This window comes from Streptomyces sp. NBC_01217, from assembly GCF_035994185.1.
Lineage (GTDB): Bacteria > Actinomycetota > Actinomycetes > Streptomycetales > Streptomycetaceae > Streptomyces.
This window is the reverse complement of record NZ_CP108538.1, coordinates 866,779-892,983: the sequence shown is the minus strand read 5'-3', so window position 1 is coordinate 892,983 and position 26,205 is coordinate 866,779. Positions and strand designations below refer to the sequence as shown.

Genomic DNA, 26,205 nt, shown 5'->3' with positions numbered 1-26,205 from the left:
CATGACTCTGTCGGCCACCACTCTGTCGCCCGGCCAGGAACGCGTTTGGCTTCTCAACGAGCTGCACCCGCGGGACGAGATCTTCACCCTCGGCGAACTGATGCTCGTCACCGGTGAGCTGAGCGCGCGGACGGTCCGCGGCGCACTGTCGGAACTCGCCGCCCGCCACCCGCTGCTGCGCACCGTGTTCCGGACACAGCACGCCCGTCCCCAGCCCGTGGTACTCCCGGCCCCGGACGTCTCTCTGGACGTCGTACGGGAGGAGGCCACAACGGCGCCCGAGGACCGGATGCGCAGGATCCGGCAGTGGGCGAAGGAGCTGACCGCCAGACCGTTCGACAAGGAACTGGGCCCGCTGTGGCGGGCGGGACTGCTGTCGCTCGGCCCCGGCGAGCACGCGCTGCTGCTCTGCGCGCATCAACTGGTCGCCGACCGGCGCTCGCTGGCGGTCCTCTTCGAGGAACTGGGTGAGATCTGCACCGCGTCGGCGCAGGACAGCCGTCGTACTGCGCCGCCGTCGGCGGAGTACCACACGGGTCCGCCCATGGCACCACAGACGCGGCTCGACGCCCGTGTGGAGGCCCTGGCCGGCATGCCCGTGGGCATCGAACTGCCCGCCGACCGGATACGCCCGCGCGCACTGGGCTTCACCGGCGCGCAGACCTCGCTGCGACTGCCCGCCGATACGGCCGGGGAACTGGCGGAGTTCGCCCGCGCCCAGGAAACCGACACCGAGACCCTGCTGCTCACCGCGTTCGCCGTCCTCGCCCACCGGTACACCGGTGTCACCGACATCGTGCTCGGGACCCCGCACCGTGACGCCGGACGCGCGGTCGGACCCCTGACGAATCTGCTGGTGGTACGCGCCGTACTCGCCGGGGACCCGCCGTTCTCCGAGGCGCTGGAGCGCATGCGGCACGCCTGCACCGAGGCGCGGGCGTACGCCGATGTGCCCTTCGAGCAGCTCGTCGAGAAGCTCGACCCCGAGCGCGACCTGAGCAGACGCCCGGTCTGCCAGCTCGGATTCGAAATCCGGCCGGAACCCACCTGCACCCTGCCGGGCGCCACCACCGCGCCCCTGCCCTTCGACCCGGGGACGGCGGCCTTCGACCTGGCCCTCGTCGTCACGCCCGAGGACGACGGCACCCGGCTGACCTTCACGTACGACACGGAGCTGTTCGAGGAAGGGACGGTCACCCGCCTCGCCGAGAACTTCAGCACCCTGCTGGCCGGCCTCGCGGCCAAACCGGGCGAGACCATCGGCCGCCAGCGGCTGCTCGCCCCCGAAGAGGCACGCCACGTCCTGTACGACGGTAACGACACCCGCGTCGACTTCCCCACCGACCGGCTGATCCACCAGCTCGTCGCCGAGCAGGCGGCACGCAGGCCCGAGGCGATCGCACTCGTCGCAGGCGACGACCGGATGACCTTCGGCGAACTCGACCGGCGCGCAAACCAGGTGGCGAACCATCTGCGCGAGCTGGGCGTGGGACCTCAGGTCCCGGTCGGCATCTGCCTGCGCCGCTCCATCGACCTGGTCGTCGGTGTGCTCGGCATCCTCAAGGCCGCGGGCGCCGCGGTCCTCCTCGACCCCTCCCAGCCGACCCGCCGGCTGGCGTCCATGCTCAACGACGCCCGGACGTCCGTACTGCTCACTTCCGAGGCGCTCCTCGCCCACCTGCCCAGCGAGTACGCGGGCCATGTCCGCTGTCTCGACCGGGACCGGGCACTGTTCGCCGGGGCCGACCCGGCGAGCCCGCCGGAGCGGGCGCACCGCCAGGGCCTGTGCCAGATCGCGTACACATCGGGCTCCACCGGCGAACCGCGCGGGGTCGCCTTCCACCACGGCGCGGTGCTGCTCGTCGCCCACGGCACCCGGCGGGCGTACTCCCTGACGGAGGAGGACCGGGGCACCTGGATCTCCGCCCCCGGCTTCGGGATCTCGTACGTGAACGAGCTGTGGCCCTTCCTCAGCGCGGGAGCGGCCGTGCACATCGCGGACGAGACGACGACCGGCACGCCCTTCCGGATCCGCGACTGGCTGATCGAAGCCGGGATCACCGTGACCGTGCTCGCCAAGGCACTCGCGGAGCGGGTGTGCGCGGTCGACTGGCCGGGCGAGGTGGCGCTGCGGATCCTGATGGTCTCCGGCGAACGCGTCGGCTGGCTCCCGTCGTCGGTGCCCTTCGAGATCGTCACCATCTACGGGTCCACCGAGACCACGAACGCCACCACCTGCCTCAACGAGGCCGACGGGGTGCGCATCACACCCAAGAGCGTGCCGCCCGAGCGACGGCACAGCTCAAGCACACCGGTCGGCCTGCCTGTGCCCAACGCCCGGGTCTATCTGCTCGACGCCTCCCTCCAGCCCGTGCCCATGGGCGTGGCGGGACAGATCCACGTGGGCGGGGACCTCATCCAGAGCGGATATCTGCACCGGCCGGACCGCACGGCCGAGAAGTGGATCCCCGACCCCTTCGCCGTGCGGCCCGGTGCACGCATGGTCGCCACGGGCGACATCGGCCGCCGGCTCCCCGACGGGTCGGTCGTCGTCCTGGGACGCGCCGACGAACAGGTCAGCCTCAACGGCTACCGCATAGAGCTCGGCGAGGTCACCGCCCGCCTGCTGGAACACCCCGCGGTCCGGCAGGCCACCGTGACGATCAGACAGGACCGCCCCGGCGAGCGCCGGATGGTCGCCTATCTCGTGACGGACACGCACCGGCGCCCGGCCAGTGGTGAACTGCGCGACCTGCTGGGGGAACAACTGCCCGCCTACATGGTCCCCGGGACGTTCGTCGTGCTCGACGCGCTCCCGCTGCTGCCCAACGGCAAGGTGAACCGCAGGGCCCTGCCCGCGCCCGACGCCCCGAGGGGCGCCACAGGCACTACGGTCGCGCCGCGCACCGACGTCGAGGAGACACTGGCGCGCGTGTGGTGCGAGGTGCTGCACCAGGAGCGGGTGGGCGTACGGGACAACTACTTCGAACTGGGCGGCGACTCGCTCACCGGCATGGAGCTCATGGCGTCGGTCAGCCGCGTGCTCGGTGTGGACCTCCCGCTGCGCGTGCTCTTCGAGTCCCCGACCATCGAGGAGATGGCCGCGGTGGTCGAGGGCGCGGGCGAAGGGGCACCGGGCGTGGCATCCGCACCGGGCGACCTGCCGCCGGTCACGGCGCGGCCGGACCAGCGGTACGAGCCGTTCCCCCTCACCGACATCCAGCACGCCTACTGGATCGGCCGCAGCGGCGGCATCGAACTCGGCGATGTGGGCTGCCACGGATACCAGGAGTGGGACGTCCCCGGGCTCGACACGGAGCGGCTGCGGCGCGCCGTCGACCTGCTCGTGGCGCGCCACGACATGCTCCGCGCGGTCGTCACCCCGGCCGGGCAGCAGCGTGTCCTGAAGGAGGTGGCGCCGTACGACCTGCGGGTGACGGACCTGCGTTCCCTCACGGCCGGTGAGCGGGACGAGCGGCTCACCGCGATCCGGGAGAAGCTGTCCCACGAACTCCTGGCCGTCGACCGCTGGCCGCTGTTCGACCTGCGGGTCACACTCGTCGACGAGACCGTGGCACGCGTGCATGTCAGCTTCGACCTGCTGATCTTCGACGCCAGGAGCGCGCGGATCTTCACCCAGGAACTGACCGGGCTGTACGAGAACCCGGACCTGGCGCTGCCCGCACTCGAACTGTCCTTCCGTGACTACGTACTTGCCGAGCGCGCCGCCCAGGAGAGCTCACCGCTCCACCGCGCCTCGCGCACCTACTGGCAGGAGCGTCTCGACGACCTTCCGCCCGCCCCGGAACTGCCGTATCTGCGAAGCCTGGGCTCGGTTCGCCAACCGCGGTTCGTACGCTGCCCCGGGCGGCTGGAGCCGGATGTCTGGCAGGGGCTGCGACAGGCGGGCGCGAGCGCGGGCATCACACCGTCGGCACTGCTTCTCGCGGCCTTCGCCGAGGTGCTGGGCGGTTGGAGCGCGAGCCCCCGGTTCACCATCAACCTGACCCTGTTCAACCGGCCGCCGCTGCACCCCCAGCTCAACGATCTGCTGGGCGACTTCACCTCCGGACTCCTGCACGCCGTCGAAGGTGACGGAGCCACCTTCCTGGACCGGGCCAGGCAGGTGCAGGACCGGCTCTGGAGCGACCTGGAGAACCGTCACACCAGCAGCGTTCAGGTCATGCGCGACCTGGCGCGGCGACAGGGCGGCGGGCTGCCTCGGGCAGCGATGCCGGTGGTGTTCTCCAGCCTGGTCGGCGTCCCGCGCATGGAGTGGGGCAGCCTCGGCACCTACGCGTACGGGGTCACCCAGACACCACAGGTCGCACTCGACCACCAGGTCATGGAGGTGGACGGCGGACTCGACTACTGCTGGGACGCCGTGGCCGAACTCTTCCCCGACGGCCTGCTCGACGACATGGCCGCCGCCTACGGGCACCTCCTGCGGGACCTCGCGACCCGGCAGGATGCCTGGACGCAGGAGCAGCCGACCGCACCGCCGGCCGGTCAGCTCGCGCGGCGCAGCGAAATCAACGCGACCGGCACAACGCCGTCCACGGACCCGCCGGTCAGCGGTCTGCTGCACGAACCCTTCCTCCGCCGGGCCGCCGAGACCCCCGACGCCCCGGCCGTCGAGGCATCCGGGCGTACCCTGACCTACCGGGACCTCGACACGATCTCGGCCGGTATCGCCCACCGGCTCGGTGAACTCGGCGCACGGCCCGGCCGGTTGGTCGCGGTCGTGATGAACAAGGGCTGGGAACAGGTCGCCGCGGTCCTCGGCGTGCTGCGAGCGGGGGCGGCCTACCTCCCGATCGATCCCGGGCTGCCCGCCGCACGGATCGGCTATCTGCTGGAGAACGCACAGGTGGAGGTGGTGCTCACCCAGGACGCCGTGGACCGTGAGCTGACCTGGCCGCCGGGCACCACCGCGGTCCATGTCGGCGGAACACCGCTGCCGTCGCCCGCCGGGCAGCCGCGCAGCGCACCGGCCGGACCCGAGGATCTGGCGTACGTCATCTACACCTCGGGCTCCACGGGGGAACCCAAGGGCGTCATGATCGAGCACCGCGCCGCGCGCAACACCGTGCTCGACATCAACAGCCGCTTCCGCGTCGGCCCCGGCGACAGGGTCCTGGCGATCAGCTCCCTCAGCTTCGACCTGTCGGTCTGGGACGTCTTCGGAACCCTGGGCGCGGGCGGCACGCTCGTCATCCCCGAGCCGTCCGGCAACCCGGACCCCTCGGCCTGGGCGGAGCTGCTGCGCCGCCACCGCGTCACCGTCTGGAACTCGGTGCCCGCACTCCTGCAGATCCTCCTGGATTACACCCGGGGCCGCGGCGAGCGACTGCCCACCGAGCTGCGGACGGTCCTGCTCAGCGGGGACTGGATCCCCGTCGCGACCTACGAGCACCTGCGCGAAGTGGCCCCGGACGCCAGGCTGATCAGCCTGGGCGGGGCGACGGAGGCGTCCATCTGGTCGATCTCGTACGAAGCGGGTCCTCCCGGCCCCGCGTGGGCGAGCGTGCCCTACGGCAGGCCCCTGGCCAACCAGCGCTGGCATGTGCTCGACGACCGGATGCGGCCCCGGCCGGACTGGGCGACGGGCGGGCTGTACATCGCGGGCGACGGCCTCGCCCGCGGCTACTGGCGCGACCCGGAGAAGACCGCCGCCAGATTCGTGACCGACCCGCACACCGGGGAACGCCTCTACCGCACCGGTGACCTCGGCCGCTGGCGCCCTTCGGGCGACATCGAGATCCTCGGCCGGGAGGACTTCCAGGTGAAGATCCTCGGCCACCGGGTGGAGCTGGGCGAGATCGAGGCGGCGCTCCAGGACCATCCGCAGGTGGCGGGCTGCTGCGTCGTCGCGCTCGGCGAACCCGGCGCGCCCCGGCGCCTCGTCGCGCATGTCGTGAGAGAACCGGACACCGCACCGGCCCCCGACGAACTGCGGGAGTTCCTCGCGCAGAGGATTCTCGGCGACATCGTGCCCTCGCTCTTCAACTTCCTCAAAGCCCTGCCGCTGACCTCCAACGGCAAGGTCGACCGCACCGCGCTGACGGCGCTCGGGGAGCCCGTCGAACCCGGCGTCCGCGCCGAGTCGCCCGCCACCGAGACCGAGGAGGTGCTGCTGCGCATCGAGGCGGACATCCTCGGCGCCGACCGGCTGGGCCCCGGGGACGACTTCTTCACCTCGGGCGGAGACTCGCTGCGCGCCATCGCGGTGATCAACGGCGCTGCCGACGCGGGCCTCGACATCCCGGTCGAGCTGTTCTTCCAGTACCGGACGGTGCGGGAACTGGCGGCCCGGCTCGACGCCGCCGCTCCCAAGGACGGCCCGACGATCCTCGACATGAGGGACGACACATGACGCTGCTGATCCACGAGCTGATCGCCGAACAGGCCGCGCTGCGACCGGACGGGCCCGCCGTCGTGTCCGACGGCACGACCCTGACCTACGGCGAACTCAACCGCGGGGCCAACCGGCTCGCCGCCCATCTGCGCACCCTGGGAGCCGCCCCCGAAGTCCGCGTCGGAGTCTGCCTGCCGCGCTCCGCCGATGCCGTCGTCACCCTGCTCGGCGTGGTCAAGTCGGGCGCCGCGCCCGTACTGCTCGACCCGGCCGCTCCCGGCAACAGGATCGCGTTCATGCTCAGGGACTCGGGCGCCCGCGCCGTCGTCACCACGACGGACACGGTCCCGCAAGAGGTCCTGCGCGAGGCGACGGCCCACGGTGTACGGCCGGTGCTGCTCGACCGGGACACGGCCGCGATCGACGCCCACCCCTCGACGGACCACGCAGTGACCGGTCTCACCCCGGACAGCGCCGCCCATGTCGTCTACACCTCGGGCTCCAGCGGTGAACCCAAGGGCGTCGTAGCCCGCCACGAAACGGTGCTGCACTGCGCGCACTGGGCACGCGAGGCGTTCTCCGTCACCGCCGACGACCGCTCGACCTGGGTGTCGTCACCGGGCTTCGGGGTGTCCCTGGTCAACGAGCTGTGGCCGTTCCTCTCCGCCGGCTGCGCGGTGCACCTCCCCGACGGCGAGACACTGCTCTTTCCCGAACGGCTGCGGGACTGGCTGACGGAGCATCGAATAACCGTCGTACAGCTGGTGAAGACGCTCGCGACCGGGCTGTGCGGGGTCACCTGGACAAAGCACTCCACGCTGCGGCTGCTCCTCGCCACGGGCGAGCGGTTCGAGCGGGAACTGCCCGACGGGCTGCCCTTCGAGGTGGCCGTCACCTACGGCTCGACGGAGACCACCCACATCACCTCCCGCGGCCGGGCCGTGTCGCACACCCGTGTGCACCTCCTGGACGAGAATTTCGCCGAGGTCCCGGCCGGTACGGAGGGCGAGATCCACGTCGCAGGCCCCGGTCTCGCCCGGGGTTACGCGAACGACCCCGCCCTGACCGCGCAGCGCTGGCTCCCCGACCCGTATACGGACCGGCCCGGCGCCCGCATGTACCGCACCGGGGACATCGGCCGGCTGCTCGACGACGGCACGCTCGACATCCTGGGCAGGACCGACCGCCAGGTGAAGATCCGCGGCAAACGCGTCCACCTCGACGAGGTCGAGGGACACCTCCTGCGCGGCGAGGAGGTGACGGAGGCCGCGGTGGTGGCCCGCGGCGAGGGGGACGGCCGGCGCCTGGTCGCCTATGTCACCGGCGTCACCCCCGACCGGGTGCCGCACCTGCACTCCGGGCTCCGGCGCGAACTCCCCGACCACATGCTGCCGTCCGACTTCGTGATCCTGGACGCCCTGCCCCGCACCCTCAGCGGGAAGCTCGACCGGCAGGCACTGCCGGAACCCAAGCGGGACCGCGCGGCCTCCGCCGCCCCGATGCGGGAGGCGCGCGACGACCTGGAGCGCGAGCTTGCCGCAATATGGCGTGAGTTGCTCTGCCTGGACGAGATCGGGACCGCGGACGACTTCTTCGAGCTCGGTGGACACTCGCTGCTCGCCGTCCAGCTGGTCGGCGCCATCGAGGACCGTATCGGCGCGTACGTCGATCTGCCGGGCTTCTACGAGCGGCCGACGATCGCGGACCTCGCGCAACTGGTTGCTGCCGCTCCCGGCAGACCGGGCGCCTGCCTGGTACGGACCGGGCCGGGGGCCGGAGCCGGGCTGCGGCTGGTCTGCTTCCCCTTCGCCGGCGGAGGACCGTCCGCGTACGGAAGCTGGCCGGACGCCCTGCCGCCCGACGTCGAGCTGATCTGCGTACAACCGTCGGGCAGGGGCGAACGGCTGGCCGAGGCACCGCTGGAGCGCATCGACGAACTCGTGGCCGAGGTGGGGAAGGCGCTGGCCGAGCTGGAGCCGCTGCCCACCGCGTTCTTCGGGCACAGCTCCGGGGCGGTGGTCGCCTACGAACTGGCGCTCTGGCAGCGACGGCACGGCCACGCCCAGCCCGTACACCTCTTCGCCTCCGGCTCCGCCGCCCCGCAGGTCCCCGTGAGGACCCGGGTCCACCGGTTGTCCGACGACGCGCTGCGCGAGCATCTGAGAGAACTCGGCGGCACCCCTCCCGAACTGCTCGACGACCCACGGCTCCTGAAGGTCATGCTGCCGACGCTGCGCGCCGACTTCGCCCTGCACGAGACGTACACGTACCGGAGCGCAGCGCCTCTCGCCTGCCCGATCACGGCCTTCGGCGGCACCGAGGACACCGAGGTCGACCCCGTGGAACTGGCGCTCTGGCAGACCCGGACACAGGCCGCGTTCGAATCCCGCCTCGTCACCGGCGGCCACTTCTACCTGCACAGCGCCCGCGACGACCTCCTCTCCCGGATGCTCCACGCACTCGCACCCTTGCTCGGCCCCTCGGAGACGGCCTCATGACAACCACCGCGGCGGAGCACCTCGAAGTCGTCGAATCGGCCGACGGAGTCCCGATCGCCTGCTGGCGCTCGGGCACCGGACCGCCCCTGGTCCTGGTGCACGGCAGCGGCGAGGACCACAGCAGATGGCGACCCGTCGTGGCGCGCCTGAGCGACAGGTTCACGGTGTACGCCATCGACCGCCGGGGCCGCACGGCCAGCGGCGACGCGGACTCCTACACCCTGCGCGACGAGGCGCGGGACATCGCCGCCGTGATCGACCGGGCCGGCCCCGGAGCCGACCTCCTGGCCCACTCCTACGGAGCGATCTGCGCCCTGGAGGCGACGACACTCACCAAGGGAATCGGCCGGGTGATCCTCTACGAGCCCCCGATACCTGTCGACGGCAGCCGCGATCTGTCCGGCCTGGACACGCGGTTGACCGAACTGATCGACGCGGGCGACGAGGTCCGCGCACTCGGCCTGTTCCTCGTCGAGGTGGCGGGCGTGAGCCGGCGCGAAGTGGATGTCCTGGTCCGTATCCCGGCATTTTGCGAGCGGGCGCCGCTGGCACGGACCCTGGCCCGCGAGATAGAGGCCTCGCGGCGCTACGTCATCGAGCCGGACCGATTCCGGGACGTGACGCTCCCCGCCCTGCTGCTGGCCGGCGGCGACAGCCCTCCGGAGCTGCGTCAGGCGGTCGACGCGGTCGGCGAACTGCTGGCGGACTCCCGGGTGGAGGTCCTCGCGGGCCAGGCGCACCGGGCCATGGACACGGCCCCCCGGCTGTTCCTCGACACCGTGCTGGGCTTTCTCCCGCAATGACCTGATGCCCCGTCAATGAACCATGACATGCATGACATGAAGGGAATGGAAAACATGAAGCGCTCCGCCGTGAACCCCTGGGAATGGTCGCTCAAGTTCGGTTTCAACCAGGGCGAAGTCGTGGAGGAACACACACGTATGCTCGTCTGCGCGGGTCAGACGTCGCTCGACGGCGACGGTGAGGTGGCGCACGCCGGTGACATGGCGCGGCAGATCGGCCAGGCGCTCGACAACGTCGAAGCGGTGCTCGCCAAGGCCGGGATGGACCTCACCAACGTCGTACGGCTCAACATGTACACCACGGACATGGAGCTCTTCCTGGAGCATGTGAGCGTCATGGGCAAGCGCCTCGAAGCGGTCGACGCCGCGCCGCCGGGATCGCTGCTCCAGGTCTCCGGGCTGGCGTTCCCGGAGCTGCTGGTGGAGCTCGAGGCCACGGCCGTGAGCTGACGGATGAGCGGGCAGGAGTACGGAGGTCCGCCGGTCAGGGAGGTCTTCCGGGTGCGTCCCGGTCCCGCCGTACCGGACGGGACGCGGGCGGAGGGCCGGTCAGGACCGGAACCGGGCGGGAAGCCGCGCGGCGCGGTGGAGCGCCTGTGGGCGGCGGGCCGGCTGTCGATGACGGTCCACCTCGACGACAAGGTGCCGCTCTACACGCTCCTGCCCCACACCCGCCCTCCAAAACGGCCGGACACGGCCCCGCCCGACGGCCTCGTGCTGTCCCGGTTCGCGGTGATCCGCCGAGGCCGGGGCGGGCTCGTCATCGAGTCCCCGCGCGCCTGGTGCGACGTGCGGCTGCGGGACCCGGCGCTCCTCGGCGCGCTGACCGGCGCCGGCGAAACGTCTCCCGGCCACCTGCCGGACGCGGCCGCAGACCGGGTGGGGCGGGATCTGTGGTGGGCCGGACTGGCCGTCCCCGCGACGGACGACGCCGAGGAGAGGGAACCGGAGTTACGGCAATGGGCCCCGCACGAGCTGTGGTTCCACAGCCGCACCAGGATGTCCGGGCGGCGGGCGGGCGGCGGCTTCGGAAGGACCGACTGGGCACAGGGCGTATTCGGGCCGCTCCCCGCCCAGCACCCGCCCTTCCCCGGCCCGGGCATCGATCTCCACCGCCCCGACCTCGGCAGGCTCCGCTCCACCGACCCGAGCCTGACCGCCGTCCTGGAGACGCGCAGAACGATCCGCACCCACGACGACACCTCCCCGCTCACGGCCGAGCAACTGGGGGAGTTCCTCTTCCGCTGCTGCCGCAACCGCTGGAAGGCGGAGCTGCGCGGTGTCGAGTACGTCAGCCGGCCCTATCCGGCGGGCGGCTCGGGATACGAGCTGGAGCTCTACCCGGTGGTGAGAAATGTCGCCGGGATCGCTCCCGCGCTGTACCACTACGACCCGCAGGGCCATCGGCTGGAGCGGGTCTGCGGACGGACGCCCGAGGTGCGGCGCCTGCTCGCGCTGGCGGCCACACTCGCCGACCAGGAGCAGCAGCCGCAGACCCTGCTGGTGGTGGCAGCCCGGTTCGGCCGCCTGATGCGGTCCTACGAAGGCATGCCGTACGCGCTGATCATGAAGCACACCGGGGTCCTGTTCCAGACGATGTACACCGTCGCGACGGCCATGGGGCTGGCGCCCTGCGCCCTGGGGACCGGGGACTCCGGGGCCTTCGCACGGGCCACCGGGCTCGACCCGTACACCGAGGCGAGCGTCGGCGAGTTCATGCTCGGCAGCCGCCCGACGACGAGATCCATGTGAGCGCCGATCAGGAGAGTGAGCCGGATGCAGACACCGTTGATCGTGAGTCAGGGGCAATGCGCGGTATGGGAGGAGCCGATCGGTCCCGCGGGCGTGCGGCTTCGCCGCCGCGCCGTCTTGGACCCGCAGCCCGGCCAGGTGACCGTGAGGGTCAGGGCCGCCGGTCTCAACCACCTCGACCTGTGGGTGGTCACCGGCGCCCAGCGCGTCGAGCCGCCGCGGGTGATCGCCGCGGACGGCGCGGGCGTGGTGGAGGCCAGCGGCTGTGACGAGTGGGCGGCGGGCGACGAGGTGCTGTTCTACCCGGTGGCGGCCTGCTGGAGTTGCGAGCACTGCCGCAACGGGCAGCAGGTGCGCTGCAGCAGGTTCGCCGTGCTGGGCGAGCACTCCGACGGAGCGGCCTGCGAGCTGGTGCGCCTGCCCTCGCACAGCCTCCACCGCAAGCCGGCGGAACTCAGCTGGGAGGAGGCCGCCGCCCTGCCACTGGCCTATCTGACGGCATGGCGGATGATCGTCACCCGCGCGCGGCTGAAGGCCGGGGAGACCCTCCTGGTCATCGGCGGCAGCGGCGCCGTGGGCACCGCGGCCGTACTGATCGGGAAACATCTGGGCGCGCGGGTCATCGCCACGACCCGGGCGAAGGAGAAGGAACCGCAGCTCCTGGCGCTCGGCGCCAGCGATGTGTTCAGCTCGTCGGGCTTCTCCCGCTCGGTGCTCGACGTGACCGACGGACACGGCGCCGACGTCGTCTTCGAGCATGTGGGTGCGGCCACCTTCGACGAGTCGCTGCGCTCGGCCGCCTTCGGCGGGCGCGTGGTGACCTGTGGTGCGACGAGCGGCCTGGTCACACCGGTCAGTCTGCCCCGGGTGTTCGTGCGCCAGCTGGAGATCCTCGGGTCGACTGCGGGCAACGCGGAGGAGTTCGGGGATCTGGTGCGGGCAGCGGGGCAGGGGCTGCGGCCCGTGGTGGCCCGGACCTACCCCTTCGCCGAGGTGCGGGACGCCCTGGACTTCCTCGACAAGTCCGACCAGGTGGGCAAAGTGGTGCTCAGGATGTGACGCCCGGGCGGGCCCGGCAGCCGGTCAGTGAACGGCTGACCGGGCCATCTCCTGCACCGTTCGCGCCGCCTGGTGGCGTACCCGGGCCTCGTGCTCCGCCGGTACGCCGATGCGGTTGCAGATCAGATGGGCACAGCGGTCCACCTCCGTCAGCACATTGCGAACGCCGGCGATCCCGTACGGCCCCCGCCATCCCCTGGCCGACGGGGTGAAGCGGCCCGCTGCCGCCTCGTCGGCGAGCGCCGCCCGCAGCGCCGTGACCGAGGCCGCCCACCGCGCCACGGGGCCGGTGCTCCCCACTGCGCCGTCCGCGGCCGAGGCGAGGGGGCGGACACGGGAGGCGATCCGGTCGAGCGTGGAGCGCCGGCGCAGATACCGCTCTTCGGACCCGTCCGCCCCGAAGCCGGGCGCCCCGCCCTTGTCGATGGCTCTGTCCAGTTCCCGCACGCCGTGCGTACCGGCCAGCCAGGCCGAGAGGATCAGACAGAACGCGGCCGTGTGCCGCTCACCCGCCGACCTGCCCGGGGCGAGCAGGTCGAGCGCGATCCCGCTCGACTCGACGAGGTGCCGCTCGATCGCGGCCAGCGCCGCCCCGTCTCCGTACCGCCGCAACTCCCCGTCGTCCGGTGCGAATCGAACGGGTGTCTCCGCCCGGCTGCGCACCAGGCGGCGTACGTCGTCCTCGTCCCGGCGGCCCAGGACCCGTACATGCAGCAGGACTTGCGCTTCGTCCCCCTCGCCGCGGCGGAAGTACCAGTCGTGGCCCAGCTCGGCGACGAGCGGGCCCACCACCGCCGTGAGCAGTGTGTCGGCGCCCTCCCGGGAGGTGAATCCGGCCTGGATCCAACGCGGTTCACTCATCGGGACCGCCCTCGGCGGCCGGTGTCCGCGCCACGTGCCGGAGCGTGCGGTCGACGAGCACGCCCGCCACCCCCAGGTACTGCCGCGGATCGAGCAGCTCCTCCAGCGGATGCCCGGCGAGCAGCTTCCCCAGCTCCGGGTCGCCCGCCACCGCTTCGGCGAAGGGGACACCCTCCGCGGACGCCCTCAGAGCGATGCGCGTGACGCACTGTTTGGCACGGACCCGGCCCAGCGACGCCGTGAGCCGGACCGCCAGCCGCTCGGCCACGATCTGCCCCTCGGTCGCCACCGCATTGGCCCACATCCGGTGCGGCAACGGCACCAGCCCCTCGGCCAGTTCCGCCGCGGTCCGCGCGGCACCCCCGGTCAGCCGCAGCACCTCGCGCAGCGGCTGCCACTCCGCCTGCCAGGCGCCACCCGGCCGCTCGTCCTCCGCGAGCATGCACTGGGCCAGTACCGAGGCATACCCCGGAACCTGGACCGCGGCCGACACCAGCAGTGAGGCGAGAACCGGATTGCGCTTCTGCGGCATGGCCGACGAGGCGCCCCGGCCCTCGCCCCCCGGTTCGAGCCCCTCCCCGACCTCGGTGCGCGTCATGTTCCGGACATCGAGCCCGAACTTCCCCAACACGCCTGCCACAACGGCGAGTTCATGGCTCAGAGCCACGAACGGGGCGCGCGAGGTGTGCCAGGGCAGCAGCGGCTCGGCCAGACCCAGTTCCTCGGCGAAGACACCGACGAGAGCCAGCGCCGCGGGCTCGTCCACCGCTCCCCGCACCCCGTCGGCGAGGGCGAACTCGTGGTACGCCGACAACGTCCCCGCCGCACCTCCCAGCTGGGCCGGAAGTGCCGAAGCCGTCGCGGACAGCCCGCGCTCGGCGTCGTCGACGGCGTACAGCCAGCCCGCGGCCTTCAGCCCGAAGGTGGTCGGCACGGCGTGCTGGGCGAGCGTACGGGCCGGCATCACGGTGTCGCGGTGCTCGGCCGCGAGGCCGGCGAGCGCCGTGACCACCCGGCGCAGATCCGCCCGGATCAGGGCGATCGCCCGGCCACTGACCAGCATCGCGGCGGTGTCCATGATGTCCTGGCTGGTGCTGCCGCGGTGGACGTGGTCGGCCGCTTCGGGGGCGTACGCCGCCACTCGCTCGGTCAGATCCGCCACCAGCGCCACCACGGGGTTCGCGGCGTTCCGCGCCCGGCGGGCCAGCGACACCGGATCCAGCCGTGCATCACGGGTGACCTCGGTGATCGCCTCGGCCGAACGCGCGGGGACGAAACCCAGCCGGGCCTGGGCCCTCGCCAGCGCGGCCTCGGCGTCGAGCATCGCCTGCAGCCAGGCCTCGTCCGAGACCGCGGCCTCGACCGGGGTGCCGGCCCGGACCGTGGACAGCAGGCCGGTGTCGGTTCCTGGTGGGTGCTCGGTCATGACGATCGGTTCCTCTCCTGAGCAGCAAAGGAGCGCGGGGATCCGGCGGCCGCGGACCCCTGCGGACCGCGCACCGAGAGCGCGGCCCTGGCCATGGCGTCGGAGTCGCCGAGAATCACGGAGTTCACCCCCGGGCGGACCCCGGCGGCCGTGACCCAGTGCACGTGCTCGGTCGGCACGCCGTACGCGAAGCGCGCGGGGTGGGGGCGGCCTCGGACATCCAGTACGTGGTACGGAGCCGGGCTCACCGCCAGGCCGCCCGTCCGGTAGCCGGGCCCTGCCGGGTCGGCGATGACATAGGGGCGGCACTGGCCGCGGGTGAGCATGGACCGCACGAGCGGATCCCGGGTGTGCCGGATGTCCGCGTCGGGAAGGCGGGCCTCGACCAGCGCGTCCACCAGGATCGGGCGGTCGCCGGTCAGCTCGGATCCGATGCCGAAGCGGCCGCTGTCGGCGTCGGCGGTCACCGACATGCCCGGGCCGACGAGCAGCAGGACTCCCGCCTCGATCAGGGCGATCATCTCCTGGATCCGGCCGACCGGCGGTCCGATGGAGAGGAAGGCGTTCATGGGGGTGTACCAGGCATCGAGATCGGCCCGGTACGAACTCCCGCTGATCCCGCCGTGATCGACCACGAGCCGGATCTCGTTGCGCAGATCGCGCAGCACGTCGAGGGCGCTCTTGACCGGGTCGGAGACATTGCCGCGCGCCGCGTGCGCCACGTCCCGCGGCAGATAGTCGAGCAGCCACGCGTTGAACCCGGCGATCCCCGAGAAGGAGCCGGGGGAGTAGGGCCTGTTGACCGACTCCCAGTCCCACCGGTCCTCGGGGCCGAGTCCGAACTCGCGCAGCAGCCTGTCCTCGTCGCTCTCGCCGCCGCCGGCCAGGACGGTCTTGGCGTACCGGGAGAGGAAGTCGACGGCCGTGCCGGGGCGGCTGCGTTCGGTCAGCAGCGCCGCGTAGTAGACGCTCTCCACCTCCTTGGTCACCAGCGGCCACACCTGCTGCCGGAAGTGGGCCGGTGCGCCCGCGTCCGCCGCCTTGCGCAGGGCGGCGAGCACATCCGGGGTCAGGAACAGCGGCTCGTGGCGCTCGGACACACCCTTCTCGTTCTCGCCCCTGGCGTGGTACGGGATACCGCGGCGCGAACCCGCCAGCAGGCGCGGCTCCTCGCCCGACGGCTCGTAGAGGAGTCTGCCGTTCCAGGGATGGAAGGAACCACCGCGCCCGGACGTCAACAGGGCCATGTAGTCGAAGAAGTTGAGGCCCAGGCCGCGCAGCGCGACGAGGTCCCCCGCGCCGATGGCGCGCAGATCGACATCGGCCGGGTTCGCGGGCGGGATGTAGACGCGCCGGTGTTTACGGGCGTGCCCGGCCAGACCCCGTACCTCGGCACCCGGATCCATGTCGCAGTGGCCCTGCGCCATGATGACCGCGTCGACGCCGGTGATCGGCTCGCCGTCGTCCAGCACGATGTCCTGGCGGCCGTCGTCGCGGTCCGTGATCGCCACCGCGGTCGCCCGGCGGACATCGAGGGACACCCCGGGCGGGGCGGTGTGGCACACGAACCGGAACGCCCAGCGCAGATAGTGGCCGTAGAAGGCGCGGGACGGATAGGTGTTGGGGCCCAGGCGCTCCGCCTCCCGCAGCACATCGGCGGGAATGTCGTCGAGCCACTCCATCAGGACGAGAAAGCCCGCCCATTCGTACAGACTCGGGCCCTCCAGAATCGGCCCTTCGCAACCGACACTCGCGTCGGGAAAGATCGTGATCTGGGATGCCACGGTATTCATCAGCAGCTCGCCGGACTGATCCGTACGCCAGACCCGGCCGGCCCCGGCCGGATACGGGTCGATCACATGGATGACACAGCGCGCGTCCCCGGCGACGACGGGCGCGTTGGCGCAGAGCCGCTCCACGACGGAAAGTCCGCGGGGACCCGCGCCGATCACGGCGACCGATATCTCAGCCATGGGTCATTCGGCCTTGACCAGTACGGCCTCGAGGTACTCGACCGGGGCGACGAGGCAGCCGTCGGACGCCCGGTTCCTGCCGTGCCACATGGCGATGAGGTCCCGCTCCAGGGCGGCCGCCCGGCTCTTGGGGAGTACGGAGAACGTCATCCGGGTCGGCCCGAAATTGGACCGGAAATGATCCATCCAGTGTTCCGGCGAGCGGTAGCGGAAAACGAAGTCGCGGGTGGCGGACCGTATTTCGGTGACACCCTCGCCGAACAGCTCGTGCAGGGCCTCCGGGTCACCCCAGTCGGTGGGCTTCGGTACGCCCGGCGTGGGCGGGATGTAGTCGGACATGACCCGGAAGAGCTCGCCGAGGGCGCCGTTCTGTGTCCAGCAGGCGAGTCCGATCCGGCCGCCGGGCCGGCAGACCCGCAGCAGCTCGGCCGCCGTCCGCTTCTGGTCGGGCGCGAACATCGCCCCGAAGGCGGATGTAACGACATCGAATTCGCCCTCGTCGAAAGGGAGGTGCTCCACATCGCCCTCCACGAGATCGGCGTCGACGCGCTCCACCTCCAGGCGCCGGCGCGCGGCCTCCAGCATCGCCGGTGAGAAGTCGAGCCCGGTCACGTCCGCGAAGCGGCGGGCGGCGGCGATGGTCGCGTTGCCGCTGCCGCAGGCGGCGTCCAGCACGCGCGAGCCGGGCCGGATGTCGAGCGTCTCCATGAGCTGTTCGCTCGCGATGACCGTCGATCCTGCGACCGACGTGTAGTCGCCGGCCGACCACCCGGCCTTCTGGAAGTCCTTGAGCGAGGTCGCGCGAGGCGCGGGAACTGAGGTCATGTCAGGCTCCAGCCGGATTGTGGGTGCGTAACCAGTCGCTCAGGGCAGCCGCCTGCTCCCAGGCGCCGGTGATCAGATCCAGTACGCCTGGACTGCCGAGCCAGGCGGAGGCCGGCCAGGTCCGGTCGGCGGTGAGACTCCGGTGCCGCAGGAGCCGGATGTGGGGATGGCCGGCCGGTACACCCCTGGGCGCCGTACGGAGCTGCTCGCCGCCGATCGTGAACTTCCGGGCCTCCAGGTCCTCCACGACCTTCAGCAGTACGCCGCCGGGCGGGCCGTCCACCGCCCGCCGGAACCGTTCCAGCCACTGTCTGTCCCCGCGGAAGACCCCGACGGAGGCCGTGAGCCCGGTCGCGGACACGGATACGTAGTGGTGAGCGCCGTGACCGGAGAACTCGATGCCCGCCTGGGTGCGGTAGGGCCGCTTGTCGGCGGAGAATCTGAGATCCCGGTTCAGCCGGAATACGCGCCCCGGTCCGTAACGCGGTTCCAGGGCGGCGACCAATGCGTCGGCCGGTTCCCGGACCGCCCGCCGGTAGAGCTCCCTGTGCCGTTCGAAGTAGGCCTTGCTGTTATCACGTTCGAGACCGTTGAAGAATCGCTCGAATTCAACGCCCCAGCCCGTGAACCCGGTCATCCGATGTCACTCTCCCATGGCCTGCCGCAGACTCAGCGGCCGCATGTCCGTCCACACCTCATGAATGTGGGAGAGGCACTCGTCCTTCGATCCGGATACGCCGGTCGTATGCCAGCCGGCGGGAATTTCCTGATCGGAACGCCAGATCGAGAACTGTTCCTCGTCGTTTTTCACCACGCTGTATGTGGCACTTCGCATTTCCTGCACGATGGGTTTCCCTTCCAGTGCTCAACTGGACTTGGCGATCGATGCTCCCGCCTCTTCCACGGCGAGTCAAGAAGATGGCTGATTCACGGTCTTCGCCCACGCGGAGGGGTATAGCATGGGCCGCCGTTCGCCGTCGACCGGGGCGGACATCAATCGAGTTCACGACAACTGCGAGGAGCGATAGATGAATTCAGGTGGGAGCGCACGGGTGGCAACTCGTCATGGGCCGTGGCCTGCGCTGGTGGTAATCGCCCTCGGATACTTCATGAACGTGCTCGACAGCACGGTTGTCAATGTGGCGATTCCCCAGATTGTGACGGGAGTCGACGCGACGACCGAACAGATCCTGTGGGTGGTCAACGGATATTTGCTCCCGTACGCGATGCTACTGCTGGTCGCGGGCCGCCTGGGAGATATCCGGGGACACCGGAATGTGTTCGCCGTCGGCCTGCTCGTTTTCACCGCCGCCTCCTTAGTCTGTGGCCTCGCGCAGACTCCGGAGCAGCTGGTCGCCGCCCGTGTGCTCCAGGGAGTCGGTGCCGCGGCCGCGGCGCCGCAGGCCCTCGCCATCACCTCGGCCGTCTTCCCGCCCGCCAAGCTGGGGACGGCCTTCGGCGTTCTCGCGGCGGTGATCGGCTCCGCGGCCGCAGCAGGACCGCTCCTCGGCGGCCTCATCTCCGACACACTCGGCTGGCGCTGGATCTTCTTCATCAACATCCCGCTCGGTCTGATCGGGCTCGTCTGCACCTTCGTGTACGTCCCCGCCACCCGTAACCGGACCCGCCAACGGCTGGGCGTCGTACCCGTACTCCTCGCGTCCGCGGGGCTGTTCGTCGTGCTGTACGCCCTCATCGAGGGCGAACGGTTCGAGTGGGGCGAGGTCTGGGGTGTGGTCCAGATCCCCCACCTCCTGATCCTGGGTCTGCTGATCCTGGTCGGCTTCACGGTCTGGGAGCGCCGCAGGACCAACGGCCTGCTGCCGCGCGCGCTGTTCACCAGCCGCAACTACGCGCTGATGGTGTGGGCCTCGGCCGCGACGTACTTCGGCATCTTCGGCTCACAGCTCGTCATGACCATCTACCTCCAGACGGCGCTCGGCGCAGGCCCGCTGGAGGCCGGTCTGGTGCTCTCTCCCATGTGGCTCGCCTCCTCACTCACCGCGCCGATCGGGGGCCGCCTCGCCGGCCGGGTACGGCGCAGCCGTCTGCTGGCCGTCGGTTTCGCCGTCTTCTGTCTGGGAGTCGCGTTGACGGCCCCGTTCGCCGACGCGGATGCGTCCTGGTGGGAGTTCGTGGCCCCACTGGTCCTGGCCGGCGCCGGCGCCGGTCTCACCTTCGCGCCGCTGACCACCGTGGCGATGGGCGAGGTCGAGCCGCAGGCCGCCGGTGGCGCATCCGGGCTCATCGAGATGTCCCGCATGATCGGCAGCGCGGTCTGTACGGCCGTCGTCGGCGCGATCCTGGCGACCGTCTGGGCGTCCTCGCTGCGGGACAAGGCGGCCGAGGCGGGGAGCGAACTGTCCTCGGAGGAAGGGGCGTCGCTGGTCGACGGTGCCAGGCAGGCCGTCGACAGCGGACTCAACTCGGGCAGCGACGGGGCGGTGCCGTCGTCGCTGCCCTCCGGGCTGGTGCGGCTGTTCCAGGATCTGTCGGCCCAGAGCCTGGCGTCGGCGGTGCGTCCCGCACTGCTCATCACCGCCGGTGTGATCGCCCTGGCGGCCATCACGTCCCTGTTCCTCAAGGAGTCCGGGCAGCCGGCGGCCGAAGTCCCGCAGGAGGCACCGGTGGCGGACCGGACGGCCTGACCCCCTTCCGGGCCCCGGCCCGTGCGGCCCGCCCGGTCAGTCGGGCGGGCCACCGGGATCGGACTCGCCGGGGTGTCCCGGCTGATCGGCCGGGGCGGCGGGAGCCGTGCCCCGGGAGGAAGCGGCGACCTGCTCGGCCGGGCGGCCCGGCGCACCGTCCGACTGCGGACGGTGCGCCGGGCCGCCCTCGTACATCTCCTTGCGGAGCACTTCCTCCGCCGTGTGCTCGACCCGGGCCATCGTCCACCGCAGCAGGGGCGGTGCCATCAGCGATGTCGCCACGGCGACCAGCACGATGACCGTGTACATCTCCATGCTCAGTACGCCGAGCCGCAGTCCGACCATCGCGCAGATGACCTCGATGACCCCCCGGGCATTCATCCCCGCACCCAGCGCCAGCGATTCCCAGTGGCCGAGCCGGCTGAGCCTGGCACCCGCGTACGCCCCGGCGAACTTGCCGACGACGGCCACCGCCAGGACGACGAGACCGCTCAGGGCGACCGTCGGATCGGCCAGCGCCGTGAGGTCCATCCGGAGCCCTGCGGTGGCGAAGAACAGCGGAGCCAGGACGGACAGCACGACCGTACGCAGCGGCGCGATCCGTTCGGCGTTCAGCACCCCGCAGCTGTTGATCATGATGCCGCACACGAACGCGCCGAACACCGCCTCCAGTTGCATGGCCTGGGTGGCGGCCGAGCTCAGCAGGATCAGGATCGCCACCAGGGCGAGAGTCGCGCCGTTGTCGCGCGAGCGCGCCGTGGCCCGCAGTCCGGCGCGCACGACGGGCCGCAGCAGGAATGCGGCCGCGATCACCACGGCCACCCAGCCCAGCGACAGACCGATGTCGCCCGCCGCCACCCCCGTCGTGGCCATGGCGGAGACGACGGAGAGCAGCAGCCAGCCCGCGATGTCGTCGACCATGGCGGCGCTGAGCGTCAACTGCCCGATGTTGCGGTGCAGCAGCCGCAGTTCCATCAGTGTCTTGGCGATGACCGGAATCGCGCTGACCCCCATGGCGACGCCCACGAACAGCGCGAACGTGCCGCGGTCGGTGCCACCGGGGACCAGCGACCCGGGCAGCTGGAAGCCGAGTGCCACGCCCAGGCCGAGCGGCACGACAAGACCCGCGATGCTGATCCGGGCCGCCGTGACGCCACGACGGCGTACGAGACCCAGGTCCATGTACAGGCCGGTGATCCCCACCAGCAACAGCACACCGATCTGGCCGACCGCGTCGAGCAGATGCATCCGGGCGCCGTCCTGCGGCAGGAGCCAGGCGCTCAGCTCCGGCGCCGCGTGGGCCAGGACCGAGGGGCCGATCAGCAGACCCGCGCACAGCTCGCCGACGATGGCCGGCATGCCGAAGCGCATCGCCGCCCGCCCGAGCAGAAAGGCCAACGAGAGCAACACCCCGACCTGCAGCAGGAATACGAGCAGCTCGTGCGCGCCGAGAGGGGCGACCGGGCCGGCCGCTGTCACCGTCATGCGTACCTCCAGGAGATGTCGCCGCCCTGTCCCGCCGGCGGGACAGGGCGAAGGGGGTGGGAAATGAGTGGGAGCGATCGTGCGAATGGGGCGTGATCGAAACGCGAGGCCCTAGATCCGCAGCTCCGGGCGGTAGACGTCCAGCCAGATGGCCAGGTCGAGGGTCCGCTCCAGGCCGAGGCGGGTGAGCTTGTCCATCGCGCCCGCGTCCTGCCCGCTCGCCCCCTCCAGCCAGGCCCGGTCGACCAGGGCGAACACCTCGTGCCCCCGGATCCGCAGCAGCTCCTTCGCCTGCTGCTGGAGCGCCCCGACGTAGTAGGGGTCCTGGGTCGACGGGTAGGCGGCCTTCTTGCGGTCGGCCACCGCCCCGGGCAGCGCGTCGCGGACCGCGGCGCGCAGCAGGCTCTTCTCCCGCCCGTCGTGGTTCTTGTACGACCACGGCGCGTTGTAGACGTACTCGACCAGCCGGTGGTCGCTGAACGGCACCCGGACCTCCAGACCGACGGCCATGCTGAGGCGGTCCTTGCGTTCGAGGAGGAAGCGCACGAAGCGGGTGAGGTGGAGATGGGTCATGACCCGCATGCCGTACTCGGTGTCGTCCTCGGTGCCCAGCCGTTCCACGCCGCGCACGGCCTCGGCGTACTGGTCGCGGCGGTAGCCGTCGAGGTCGAGCGTGGCCAGCAGCCCCTTGTCGAGGCCCGTGCCGTCCTTGTCGAGCGGTCCCGCGTTGATGGCGATCCAGGGGAACTCCCGGGCCAGCCGCACCTCGGGGTCGTGGAACTGCCGGTACCCGCCGAAGAGTTCGTCCGCCGATTCCCCCGAGAGCGCCACGGTCGACCGCTCCCGTATCGCCTTGAACAGCAGATACAGCGAGAAGTCCATCTCGCCGAACCCCACCGGCACATCACGGGCGACGAGCACCGCCCGGCGCACCTCCGGATCGGCCAGCGCCCGGTGGTCGAGCACGATGTCCGAGTGCGTGGTGCCGACGTGCTCGACGACCTGGCGCACGAACGGCGCGTCCGGGGTGTCCCGCAGATCGTCGGGCTTGAAGCTCTCCGTACGGTCGGTGAAGTCGACCGAGAAGCTGCGCACCCCCTCGCCGCCCAGCCGGTGCGCCGCGAGTGCGGTGAGCGCGCTGGAGTCCAGGCCGCCGGAGAGCAGGACGCCACGCGGTACGTCGGCGACGAGCTGGCGGCCCACGATGTCGTCGAGCAGCTCCCGCACCCTGGCGACGGTGGTGTCCAGATCGTCGGTGTGCGGCCGGGTCTCCAGCCGCCAGTAGGTCCGCTCGCGCACCCCGTCGGCGTCGACGGTGACCACCGTGCCGGGCTCGACCTGCTTCATGCCCGACCAGATGGCGTGCCGCGGAGTCATGACGAACGCCAGCCACTCGCGCAGTCCGTCGGTGTCGACCACGCGCGGGGCGGCCGGGTTGGCCAGGATCGACTTCGGCTCCGAGCCGAAGAGCACCCCCGCCGGGGTCTTGTGGAAGTAGAGCGGCTTGATGCCCATGCGGTCGCGGATCATCACCAGCTTGCGGCTGCGCCCGTCCCAGACGGCGAACGCGTACATGCCGTTGAGCCGCTCCGCCAGGGACTCGCCCCAGCGCAGATAGCCGCGCAGCACCACCTCGGTGTCGCCGGCCGTGGTGAACCGCTCGCCGGCACGGATCAGTTCGTCCCGCAGTTCGGTGAAGTTGTAGACCTCACCGCTGAAGACGAGCGTGACCTCCCCGTCCGGCATCCGGGCCGTCATCGGCTGCACCCCGCCCGGAAGGTCGATGACGGCCAGCCGCCGATGGCCGAGAGCGGCGTGCCGGCCGATCCACGTCCCCGAGGCGTCGGGGCCGCGGCACGCCATGGTCGCCGTCATCGCGTCGAGCGTCTCCCGCTCGCGGGTGAGATCGCGGTCGAACGCGACCCAGCCGGTGATTCCACACATGAACTGCCTCCCAGAAAGGTGCGGTTACGGGCCCGGGGCGCCGCTCTCAGGCGCGTTCGGGCCACAGCGGGGGTACGACGGAGCCGACGAGGAGGCGGGACGCCTCCTCGATGTCGGGTCCGAGCGGCGCTCCGAGGTAGAACTCCTCGAAGCCCGCGGAGCGGGCGACGGGAATGAGCTGCGCCAGGCGCTCCACACAGTCGTCGGGGGTGCCGGAAACGATCAGGCCGTCCAGCAGGCTGTCCGAGAGCCTGCGGCCCGCTCCCTCGACACCCAGGCCCTCCTCGAAAGCGGCCCGCACGGCGTCCGCCGACTCGGCGTCGAGACCGGCGTCGGCGAGCTTGGACCGCAGCGCTGGGTTGCCGACGGCCAGTGCGGCCTGGCGGCGGGCGAAGGTACGCGCGGCGCCGCGGTCGGCCGACACGCAGCAGTTCAGGCCGTAGACCAGACGCAGCGGCCGGCCCTCCCGGGCGCGACGGGCGGCGAGCGCGCTGATCTCGCGGACCGGAGCCCCGTCGCCGGACCGCAGAGCGGCGTACGACAGCGGGGGATACGTACTCGTGCACAGCAGGCCGTCGGCGACGTCGTGGGCCAGCCGCAGTGTCCTTGGGCCGCCGACCGCGACCAGGACGGGTATCTCCCTGGTGACCGGGTACGTCAGCCGGGCCGTCGCACCGTCCCTGGCGTTCAGCCGCTCGGTCAGCAGCGGAAAGTCCGCGAGCGGCACCGCCTCGCCCGCCCACAGGCGGCGCACGAGGGTGACCGACTGCCGCAGCAGTTCGGTCGCGTCGCGCTTGGAGAACAGGCTGGACACCAGCGAGCCGCCGGCGCCGACGCCCATCAGGACGGGGCGGTCGGGGGGCACCAGCTCGCCGATGGTGGCCATCGCCGATGCCATGTCGATCGGATTGCGGGACACGGGGAACGTGATGCCGCTGGCCACACCGATGTTGCCGGTGGCGGCGACGGCCGAAAGCAGGACGTGGGCGTTGCGGGCGAGCATCTGGTCCGGGACCCACACCACGTCGAAGGCCTTGGCGAGCACGGCGCTCGCCGACAGGACTTCGCGGGCAGAGGCCCAGGGGGCGATCTGGACTCCCAGCATCGCGGGGCTCCTTCCGGTCGGGTTCTAGTCGAGGCTGTGGCCGGGCTCGGTGATCCGGCTCAGGCAGGCGAGGGTGACGACACTGGCGAGCACCAGCGCGACCACGGCGTACAGGGGGAGCTGGTCCACGCCGTCGCTCAGCCCGTTCACCGCCACGGGCACGAGGCCGGCGAGGGCGAAGCCGCCGTTGGTCGACAGAGCGACGCCGGAGCCGCGGATCGCCGTGGGGAAGGACTCGTTGAGGAAGATCGGCAGCGGTCCGAACGCGGAGACGGTGCCGCACGAGACCAGCACCGCGACCAGCGCGATGGGCAGGAGGTCGGGGGTTGCGCGCAGATCGGCGAGGTGCCAGTACAGGAAGGGCAGCGCGATCGCGTTGACCGCCGAGACGGCGAGCAGGACGGAGCGTCTTCCGAACCGCTGGCTGAGATGCCCGGTCAGCGGGGCGAACAGGAGCGTCGCGGCCGTCACCGCCACCATCAGCTTGCCGACGGTGGGCGCGTCCAGGCCGTTCACGAGCTTGAGGTAGCTGGGGAGGAAGCCCAGCGTGAGGAGGAAGTGGGTGCCGATTCCGAAGACCAGCAGGATGTTCAGGGTCAGCACCCGGCGGTGCGGCCGTGCGACGAGGCGGCGCAGGGGCCGCTCGTCCTTCGTGGTGACGGTCCGTTCCCATGAGGGCGACTCGTGCACGTACCGCGACACGATCAGACTGAGCAGCACGGGGACACCGCCGACGAAGAACATGGCGCGCCACCCCCAGTCGTCGAAGGCCTCGCCCGGAAAGAGCTGCGTCGCGGCGAGGAACGACAGCGCGGCGAGCACACTCCCGATCGCCGTCGCACCGCCCCCGACCAGGCCCGACACCAGACCGCGCCAACGCGGCCGTACGCTCTCGGTGGCCATCGTGAGGGTGGAGGCGAACACGCCACCGACGAAGAACCCTTGGACGAGCCGCAGCGTCAGCAGCAGGATCGGGGCGAGCACACCGATCTGGCCCGCGGTCGGCAGCGCACCCAGCAGCATTGTTACGGTGCCCACGCCGAGCAGCGCCACCACCATGGCCCGCTTGCGGCCGTGGCGGTCCGCGAGCCCGCCCAGCAGGATGGCCCCCACCGGCCGCATCAGCAAAGTGGCGGCGAGCGTGACGTAGGCGCCGGCCAGGGAGAGAACCCCCTGATCGGACGGGAAGAAGAGCTCGGCTATCACCGGCGCCACATACACCACGGCGTACAGATCGTAGAAGTCCAAGGCGAATCCAATTGCCGATGAGGCAGTTGCTCCGACGCCTTGACCACGCCTGGTCGTTGTGCTTGTCAATTGCATTTGTTCGGTCTGCATGGCAACCCGCTCTCCGTGAATATCAAAGACACCGGCAGGGTGTGCGACGGGGAACGTTAGCATCGCGCCATCAATGTCTCGTCACGATCTGCCGAGTTCAATTCTGGCCTTGACAAGGCGGGTTGATTAC

General features: G+C 71.3%; 17 protein-coding genes. 7 read left to right on the top strand and 10 right to left on the bottom strand.

The features are described 5' to 3' along the window. Position 1 precedes the first annotated feature (1 nt). The 6 genes from OG507_RS03625 to OG507_RS03600 are packed head-to-tail and all read left to right on the top strand — an operon-like array spanning position 2 to position 12,470. Entirely contained in the window at positions 2-6,376 is a 6,375-nt protein-coding gene (locus tag OG507_RS03625; protein WP_327365664.1) for a non-ribosomal peptide synthetase, read from the top strand. Further along, a complete protein-coding gene (locus OG507_RS03620) occupies positions 6,373-8,856 on the top strand; it encodes an amino acid adenylation domain-containing protein (protein ID WP_327365663.1) in 2,484 nt (827 codons plus the stop codon). Before OG507_RS03625 ends, OG507_RS03620 begins: the two co-directional genes overlap by 4 nt. Then, a complete protein-coding gene (locus OG507_RS03615; RefSeq protein WP_327365662.1) occupies positions 8,853-9,659 on the top strand; it encodes an alpha/beta fold hydrolase in 807 nt (268 codons plus the stop codon). The genes OG507_RS03620 and OG507_RS03615 overlap by 4 nt, the downstream gene beginning before the upstream one ends. Before the next feature lie 54 nt (positions 9,660-9,713). After that, the gene (locus tag OG507_RS03610) at positions 9,714-10,109 is read left to right on the top strand and encodes a RidA family protein (RefSeq protein WP_327365661.1); all 396 of its coding nucleotides are present in this window, start codon (positions 9,714-9,716) and stop codon (positions 10,107-10,109) included. 3 nt (positions 10,110-10,112) lie between these two features. Then, positions 10,113-11,411, top strand: coding sequence for a SagB family peptide dehydrogenase (locus tag OG507_RS03605; RefSeq protein WP_327365660.1), 1,299 nt, complete (start codon positions 10,113-10,115; stop codon positions 11,409-11,411). A 24-nt stretch (positions 11,412-11,435) separates the two neighbouring features. Further along, entirely contained in the window at positions 11,436-12,470 is a 1,035-nt protein-coding gene (locus OG507_RS03600) for a zinc-binding dehydrogenase (RefSeq protein WP_327365659.1), read from the top strand. 24 nt (positions 12,471-12,494) lie between these two features. On the opposite strand, the gene OG507_RS03595 is transcribed toward OG507_RS03600, so the two are convergent. From OG507_RS03595 to OG507_RS03570, 6 genes are read right to left on the bottom strand one after another with little or no spacing between them, the layout of a single operon-like run. After that, positions 12,495-13,331 carry a lantibiotic dehydratase C-terminal domain-containing protein gene (locus OG507_RS03595; protein WP_327365658.1) on the bottom strand — a complete coding sequence of 279 codons (837 nt, stop codon included), beginning with the start codon at positions 13,329-13,331 and terminating at the stop codon, positions 12,495-12,497. After that, positions 13,324-14,757 (bottom strand): lyase family protein, encoded by a 1,434-nt coding sequence (locus tag OG507_RS03590; protein WP_327365657.1) that lies wholly within the window; start codon positions 14,755-14,757, stop codon positions 13,324-13,326. The genes OG507_RS03595 and OG507_RS03590 overlap by 8 nt, the downstream gene beginning before the upstream one ends. Further along, entirely contained in the window at positions 14,754-16,730 is a 1,977-nt protein-coding gene (locus OG507_RS03585) for an FAD/NAD(P)-binding protein (RefSeq protein ID WP_327365656.1), read from the bottom strand. The genes OG507_RS03590 and OG507_RS03585 overlap by 4 nt, the downstream gene beginning before the upstream one ends. 3 nt (positions 16,731-16,733) lie before the next feature. Continuing rightward, the gene (locus OG507_RS03580) at positions 16,734-17,555 is read right to left on the bottom strand and encodes a class I SAM-dependent methyltransferase (protein ID WP_327365655.1); all 822 of its coding nucleotides are present in this window, start codon (positions 17,553-17,555) and stop codon (positions 16,734-16,736) included. A 1-nt stretch (position 17,556) separates the two neighbouring features. Next, positions 17,557-18,192, bottom strand: coding sequence for a DUF2461 domain-containing protein (locus OG507_RS03575; protein ID WP_327365654.1), 636 nt, complete (start codon positions 18,190-18,192; stop codon positions 17,557-17,559). Between the two features lie 6 nt (positions 18,193-18,198). After that, positions 18,199-18,390, bottom strand: a complete 192-nt coding sequence (locus OG507_RS03570) for an MbtH family protein (RefSeq protein ID WP_327371850.1) — start codon at positions 18,388-18,390, stop codon at positions 18,199-18,201. Positions 18,391-18,583: 193 nt separating this feature from the next. Between OG507_RS03570 and OG507_RS03565 the strand changes: the two genes are divergently transcribed. Then, complete coding sequence (locus OG507_RS03565) at positions 18,584-20,203, top strand: DHA2 family efflux MFS transporter permease subunit (RefSeq protein WP_327365652.1); 1,620 nt, start codon at positions 18,584-18,586, stop codon at positions 20,201-20,203. 36 nt (positions 20,204-20,239) lie between these two features. On the opposite strand, the gene OG507_RS03560 is transcribed toward OG507_RS03565, so the two are convergent. From OG507_RS03560 to OG507_RS03545, 4 genes are all read right to left on the bottom strand, one after another. Continuing rightward, positions 20,240-21,688: a cation:proton antiporter gene (locus OG507_RS03560; RefSeq protein ID WP_327365651.1), complete on the bottom strand. Its 1,449-nt coding sequence runs from the start codon at positions 21,686-21,688 to the stop codon at positions 20,240-20,242. Positions 21,689-21,799: 111 nt separating this feature from the next. Further along, a complete protein-coding gene (gene asnB / locus OG507_RS03555; RefSeq protein WP_327365650.1) occupies positions 21,800-23,632 on the bottom strand; it encodes an asparagine synthase (glutamine-hydrolyzing) in 1,833 nt (610 codons plus the stop codon). 46 nt (positions 23,633-23,678) lie between these two features. Then, positions 23,679-24,737, bottom strand: coding sequence for an LLM class flavin-dependent oxidoreductase (locus OG507_RS03550; protein ID WP_327365649.1), 1,059 nt, complete (start codon positions 24,735-24,737; stop codon positions 23,679-23,681). 24 nt (positions 24,738-24,761) lie between these two features. Continuing rightward, complete coding sequence (locus OG507_RS03545) at positions 24,762-25,985, bottom strand: MFS transporter (protein WP_327365648.1); 1,224 nt, start codon at positions 25,983-25,985, stop codon at positions 24,762-24,764. Positions 25,986-26,205 lie beyond the last annotated feature (220 nt).